Origin of the sequence: Leifsonia sp. AG29 (assembly GCF_009765225.1) — a bacterium.
In the GTDB taxonomy this organism is placed as follows: Bacteria; Actinomycetota; Actinomycetes; order Actinomycetales; family Microbacteriaceae; genus Leifsonia.
Genome location: NZ_VMSF01000002.1, coordinates 35774 through 41920, shown reverse-complemented (window position 1 = coordinate 41920; position 6147 = coordinate 35774). Strand labels below are relative to the sequence as shown.

Here is a 6147-nt window from a genome sequence, read left to right as displayed (position 1 = left end):
TCAGCGCGAGCACGACGTGCTCGCCGCCCACGCCGTCTTCATGGACGCGTTCAACACCGACGTCCGCGGCGACCTCGCGGCCTACCGCGAGTCGCGCGGCCTGCCGGCCGATCCGATGGCCGCCTACAAGGCGTCGGGCTACCAGGAGAAGATCGAGTCCGAGCGCGTGGGCGGGACCCAGGCCGGATGGGGGGCGTGACCAGCATGACGAACGAGACTGTTGCGGCCCTGCTGGCCCGCTCGAACCGCCTCGGCGCCGACCCGGTGAACACGAACTACGCCGGCGGGAACACCTCCGCCAAAGGCACGGAGACCGACCCGGTGACGGGTGAGCCGGTCGAGCTGCTCTGGGTGAAGGGCTCGGGCGGCGACCTCGGCACGCTGACCGAGGCCGGTCTGGCCGTGCTCCGCCTGGACCGGCTGCGGGCCCTGAAGCACGTCTACCCGGGCGTCGAGCGCGAGGACGAGATGGTCGCGGCCTTCGACTACACGCTGCACGGCAAGGGAGGCGCGGCCCCGTCGATCGACACGGCCATGCACGGCCTGGTCGACGCCGCTCACGTCGACCACCTGCATCCCGACTCGGGGATCGCGATCGCGACCGCGGCCGACGGCGAGACGCTGACCGAGAAGATCTTCGGCGGCAGGGTCGTCTGGGTGCCCTGGCGCCGGCCCGGGTTCCAGCTCGGGCTCGACATCGCGGCGATCAAAGCGGCGAACCCGGAGGCGATCGGCACGATCCTCGGCGGTCACGGCATCACCGCCTGGGGCGACACCTCCGAGGAGGCCGAGGCCAACTCGCTCTGGATCATCAAGACCGCGGCAGACTACATCGCCGAGCACGGGCGCCCCGACCCGTTCGGAACCGTCCTGCCCGGTTACGAGGCCCTGCCGGAGGCGGAGCGCCGGGCCAAGGCCGCTGCGCTGGCACCGCACCTGCGGGCCATCGCCTCCACCGACCGGGTGCAGGTGGGGCACTTCACCGACTCGGAGGCGGTGCTCGACTTCCTCGCGCGGTCCGAGCACCCGCGCCTGGCGGCGCTCGGCACGTCCTGCCCGGACCACTTCCTCCGCACGAAGGTGAAGCCGCTCGTCCTCGATCTGCCGGCCGGCGCCTCCATCGAGGACTCGGTCGCGCGGCTGGAGGAGCTGCACGAGCAGTACCGCGCCGACTACCAGGCCTACTACGACCGGCACGCGACCCCCGACTCTCCTGCGATCCGCGGAGCCGATCCGGCGATCATCCTCATCCCGGGCGTGGGCATGTTCTCCTACGGCAAGGACAAGCAGACCGCCCGGGTCGCAGGGGAGTTCTACGTCAACGCCATCAACGTGATGCGCGGCGCCGAGGCGCTGTCGTCGTACGCGCCGATCGACGAGGCGGAGAAGTTCCGGATCGAGTACTGGGCGCTCGAGGAGGCGAAGCTCCAGCGGATGCCCAAGCCGAAGCCCCTCGCGGGGCGGATCGCGCTCGTCACCGGCGCCGCCTCCGGCATCGGCAAGGCGATCGCGACGCGTCTTGCGGCCGAGGGCGCCTGCGTCGTCATCGCCGACCTCGACCTCGAGAAGGCGCAGGCTGCGGCGGCCGAGATCGGCAACCGGGACGTCGCGCTCGGCGTCGCAGCGAACGTGACCGACGAGAAGGCGATCGACGGAGCCATCCGCGACGCCCTCCTCGCCTTCGGCGGTCTCGACCTCGTCGTGAACAACGCGGGTCTGTCGATCTCCAAGCCCCTGCTCGAGACGACCACGGCCGACTGGGACCTCCAGCACGACGTCATGGCGAAGGGCTCATTCCTCGTCTCGCGCGCGGCGGCGAAGGTCCTCATCGACCAGAAGCTCGGCGGCGACATCGTCTACATCTCGTCCAAGAACTCGATCTTCGCCGGGCCGAACAACATCGCCTACTCGGCGACGAAGGCGGACCAGGCTCACCAGGTGCGCCTCCTCGCGGCGGAGCTCGGCGACCACGGCATCCGCGTCAACGGCATCAACCCCGACGGTGTGGTCCGCGGCTCCGGCATCTTCGCCGGCGGCTGGGGCGCCAAGCGCGCCGCGGTCTACGGGGTGCCCGAGGAGGAGCTGGGCAAGTACTACGCCCAGCGCACCCTGCTCAAGCGGGAGGTGCTCCCCGAGCACGTGGCGAACGCGGTCTTCGTGCTCTGCTCCAGCGACCTCGACCACACCACCGGGCTCCACATCCCCGTCGATGCGGGCGTCGCGGCGGCGTTCCTGCGATGACCGGGTCGCGCGCCGGCTCGGTCGCGGCCGTCGACCTCGGCGCGACCAGCGGACGGGTCATGCACGCCCGGGTCGGCGCGCGCACGCTCGAGCTCACCGAGGCGGCGCGCTTCGCGAACACGCCCGTGCGGCTGTGGGAGGGAGACCGCGCCGCCCTGCACTGGAACGTGACCGGGCTGTTCGGGCACGTCCTCGACGGGCTCGCCGCTGTCGCGCGGTCCGAGCCGGGGCTCGCCTCCATCGGGGTGGATTCGTGGGCGGTCGACTACAGCCTCCTCGCCGGCGGACGGCTCGTCGGCGAGCCGTACCATTACCGCGACGAGCGCACCGAGCGGGGAGTCTCGCTCGTGCACGGCGCCGTGCCGCCGGAGGAGCTGTACCGCGAGGGCGGCCTGCAGTTCCTGCCGTTCAACTCGGTCTACCAGCTGGCCGTCGACCGCGACTCGGGCGACCTCGACCGCTCGGACGGCTTCCTGCTGATCCCGGACCTGCTGACCTACTGGCTGACCGGGGAGCGCGTCGCCGAGCGGACCAACGCCTCCACCACCGCCCTGCTCGCCGCGGACGGACGCTGGAACGACCGGCTCATCGAGCGGCTCGGCCTGCGCCGGGACCTGTTCCCGCCGCTCGTCGACGCCGGCACGGGGGTCGGGCGTCTGCTGCCCTCGCTCGATCTCGGATTCGACGGGGACGGTCCGGTGGTCACCGCGGTCGGCTCGCACGACACCGCCTCGGCCGTCGTCGCGGTGCCGATGGACCCGACCCGCGCCGCCTACATCTCGTGCGGAACGTGGGGCCTCGTCGGCGTCGAGCTCGAGCACCGCGTCGTCAGCGACGCGGGTCGTGCCGCCAACTTCACGAACGAGGGCGGCGTCGACGGGCGTGTCCGGTACCTCCACAATGTCATGGGGCTCTGGCTGCTCAGCGAGTCGCTGCGGGAGTGGCAGCGGAGGGGCCTGCCCGTCACCCTCGAGTCGCTGCTGACCGAGGCGGCGGCGCTGCCCCGCCCGGCCGACCTGTTCGACGCCGACGACCCGCGCTTCCTGGCGCCCGGCGACCTCCCGGGCCGCATCGCCGGGTGGTTCGCCGAGCGAGGCCTCCGCGCTCCGGCGAGCCCCGCCGGGATGGTCCGGGTCATCATCGAGAGCCTCGCGGAGGCCTTCGCCCGCACGGTGCGCCAGGCGGCCGAGCTCACCGGGGTGCCGGTCGAGACGATCAACATCGTCGGCGGCGGATCGCGCAACGCGCTGCTGTGCCAGGCGACGGCCGACCGCGCCGGGGTGCCCGTGGTGGCGGGCCCCGTCGAGGCGACCGCGATCGGAAACGCGCTGGTGCAGGCGCGGGCGGTCGGATTCATCGAGGGGGACCTCGAGACGCTGCGGGCGCTCGTCGCGGCGACCGTGCCGCTGACGCGCTACGAGCCGGCGGGGTTGCGCGGGGCTGCGGGTTCGGCGTCCGCTGCCGCGGCTTCCGCTTCCGCGGCCTCCGCTAGCGCGGCCTCCGCTCCCGCGCGCGGCGCGCATTGAACGGTTGAACGGTCCATTGTGGCCCCCTCAGCCCGGTTTCCGGTCACTGAGGGGGCCACTAGTGACGTCTCACCGTGGCACGCAGACCCTGCGCTGTGGATAACTGCGACCCGAGGAGCGTTCGCGCCCGAATCGTAAGCGAGCCTCGAGGGAGCTCGGCCCGGAGGCGCGACCTGCCCGACGCGCGAGCCTCGAGGGGGTTCCGGAGGCGCGACCTGCCCGACGCGCGAGCCTGGAGGGAGCTCGGTCCGGAGGCGCGACCTGCCCGACGCGCGAGCCTCGAGGGAGCTCGGTCCGAAGGCGCGACCTGCCCGACGCGCGGGCCTCGAGGGTGGTTGCTCCGGAGGCGCGGCCTGCCCGACGCGCGGGGCTCACGGAGGCGCGGCCCGCCACGAACCGCGTTCGCCACCTCACCGGCCGCTGAGCCCTTCTTCCCTCCGACCCGGCCACTCCCGCCGCTCGCCCCACGTGAACGATTGAACGGTCGCCAATGGCCGCCTCGACCCGGCTTTCCGAGCCTGAGGGGGCCAAGAGTGACGCCTCAACGACCGAAAGCCGTCGCCGGCTGTGGAGAACTGGCCCGAGGCTGCCTGGCGCAGCCGCCACACCTCATGACGCCGCCGCCCCTCACGACGCCCGCGTCGCGGTCGCCTCCGCCCCTTCGAGCTCCTCCCGCACCTCTTCGCGCGGCACCAGCACGACGCTCGGCCGCAGCCCGGCGAACCGGACACGCAGCCCGCGGTACTTGACGAGGTAGACCACCCCGACGAGGGCGGCGACGAACCCGCTCGCTGCTCCGACGCCGAGCGCCCAGCGCGGGCCGAAGGTGTCGGCCACCCAGCCGACGATGGGAGCGCCGATGGGCGTGCCTCCCATGAAGATCGCCATGTAGATCGCCATGACGCGGCCGCGGAGGAGCGGGTCGGTGGTCATCTGGACCGTGCCGTTCGCGGTCGTCATGAGGGTCTGCGACGAGACGCCGATGACGGTGAGCGACAGGGCGAAGAGCCAGTAGCTCGGCATGACGGCGGCGAGGGCGCAGCCCGCCCCGAAGAAGGCGGCGCCCGCGAAGAGCAGCGCCACCCGCGGGCGATCGCGGCGCGCCGACAGCAGGGCTCCGACGACCGACCCGATGGCCATCACCGACGAGAGGAGGCCGTACTCGCCCGCGCCCTGGTGGAAGACGCTCACCGACATGGTCGAGATGAAGATCGGGAAGTTGAGGCCGAACGTGCCGATCAGGAACACCATCACGAGGATGACCATGATGTCGGGGCGGCGTCGCACGTAGCGGAACCCGTCGACGAGACTGCCCTTCGTCCGCCTCGCCCGCTCGCTGCGGTACAGCTTGTCGACGCGGAGGAACGCCAGCGAGAGGAGGACGGCGCCGAACGTCGCCGCGTTGATGAGGAACACCCACCCCGCCCCGACAGCAGCGGTCAGGAGGCCCGCGACCGCCGGTCCGATGAGGCGCGCGGCGTTGAAGGAGGCCGAGTTGAGGGCGACCGCGTTCGACAGGTTCGGTCCCGCGACGAGCTCCGAGACGAAGGTCTGGCGGGCGGGCGCATCGAAGGCGGCGACGCAGCCGAGCAGCAGGGCGAACACATACACGTGCCAGAGCTGCACCGCACCGGTGACGGTGAGGATGCCGAGCCCCAGGCCGAGCAGCCCCATGAGGCCCTGCGTCGCCATGAGCAGCTTCCGGCGGTCGAGCCGGTCTGCGGCGAAGCCGGTGACCGGGAGGAGCAGCAGCTGCGGCGCGAACTGCAGCGCCATCACGATCCCGACCGCGGAGGCGTTGTTGTGGGTCAGCTGGGTGAGGACGATCCAGTCCTGCGCCGTGCGCTGCATCCAGGTCCCGACGTTGGAGACGATGGCTCCGGCGGCCCAGATGCGGTAGTTGACGCCGGAGAGCGAACGGAACATGGCACTCACGAGTCGGCGAGCTCCCTCATGATGGTCGCGGCCTCGGCGAGCACCGCCCGCTGCTCGGGGGTGAGGGTGCGGAGGCGCTGGTGCAGCCACGCGTCGCGCCGGCGGCGGGTCTCCGTGACGAGCTGGACGCCCGCGTCCGTCGGCACGACCACCACGCGGCGGCCGTCGGCGTCGTCGGCGGTCCGGCGCACGTAGCCGGCCTGCTCGAGGTGGTTCACGGTCCGGTTCATCGACGGGGGCTTGACGCGCTCGTGGTCGCTCAGCCTCCCGATCGTGCCCGACCCCTCCCGGACCAGGTAGGCGAGAGTCGAGGTCTGCGAGTCGCTCAGCTCGTCGTCGGCCTTCTCGGCACGGAGGCGCCGCGACAGTCGCGCGACCGCGACGCGCAGCGCGCTGCTCAGATCGTGCGTCGACAGTCGTGCCTTCATGGATAGTTAGCCTAACA

General features: G+C 72.1%; 4 protein-coding genes and 1 pseudogene. 3 read left to right on the top strand and 2 right to left on the bottom strand.

Annotation, left to right across the window (positions count from 1 at the left end):
• The 3 genes and pseudogenes from FPT20_RS17780 to FPT20_RS17770 form a co-directional block, all read left to right on the top strand.
• Positions 1–199 (top strand): annotated as a pseudogene (locus FPT20_RS17780) (L-rhamnose isomerase); the annotation flags it as partial.
• Positions 200–204: 5 nt separating this feature from the next.
• Positions 205–2241 (top strand): bifunctional aldolase/short-chain dehydrogenase, encoded by a 2037-nt coding sequence (locus FPT20_RS17775; RefSeq protein WP_199246081.1) that lies wholly within the window; start codon positions 205–207, stop codon positions 2239–2241.
• On the top strand, positions 2238–3767 hold the full coding sequence (locus tag FPT20_RS17770) for a rhamnulokinase (RefSeq protein ID WP_158868448.1): 1530 nt from the start codon (positions 2238–2240) through the stop codon (positions 3765–3767). Before FPT20_RS17775 ends, FPT20_RS17770 begins: the two co-directional genes overlap by 4 nt.
• Before the next feature lie 627 nt (positions 3768–4394).
• Here FPT20_RS17770 and FPT20_RS17765 read toward each other — a convergent pair.
• Positions 4395–5693 carry an MFS transporter gene (locus FPT20_RS17765; RefSeq protein ID WP_158868466.1) on the bottom strand — a complete coding sequence of 433 codons (1299 nt, stop codon included), beginning with the start codon at positions 5691–5693 and terminating at the stop codon, positions 4395–4397.
• Positions 5694–5698: 5 nt separating this feature from the next.
• Positions 5699–6130 (bottom strand): MarR family winged helix-turn-helix transcriptional regulator, encoded by a 432-nt coding sequence (locus FPT20_RS17760; RefSeq protein ID WP_158868446.1) that lies wholly within the window; start codon positions 6128–6130, stop codon positions 5699–5701.
• Between the last annotated feature and the right edge of the window lie 17 nt (positions 6131–6147).

What these genes read in the sequence shown, in the direction of transcription:
- FPT20_RS17775 (WP_199246081.1), top strand. Translation starts at nt 205, where the DNA reads ATGACGAACGAGACTGTTGCGGCCCTGCTGGCCCGCTCGAACCGCCTC.
- FPT20_RS17770 (WP_158868448.1), top strand. Translation starts at nt 2,238, where the DNA reads ATGACCGGGTCGCGCGCCGGCTCGGTCGCGGCCGTCGACCTCGGCGCG.
- FPT20_RS17765 (WP_158868466.1), bottom strand. Translation starts at nt 5,693, where the DNA reads ATGTTCCGTTCGCTCTCCGGCGTCAACTACCGCATCTGGGCCGCCGGA.
- FPT20_RS17760 (WP_158868446.1), bottom strand. Translation starts at nt 6,130, where the DNA reads ATGAAGGCACGACTGTCGACGCACGATCTGAGCAGCGCGCTGCGCGTC.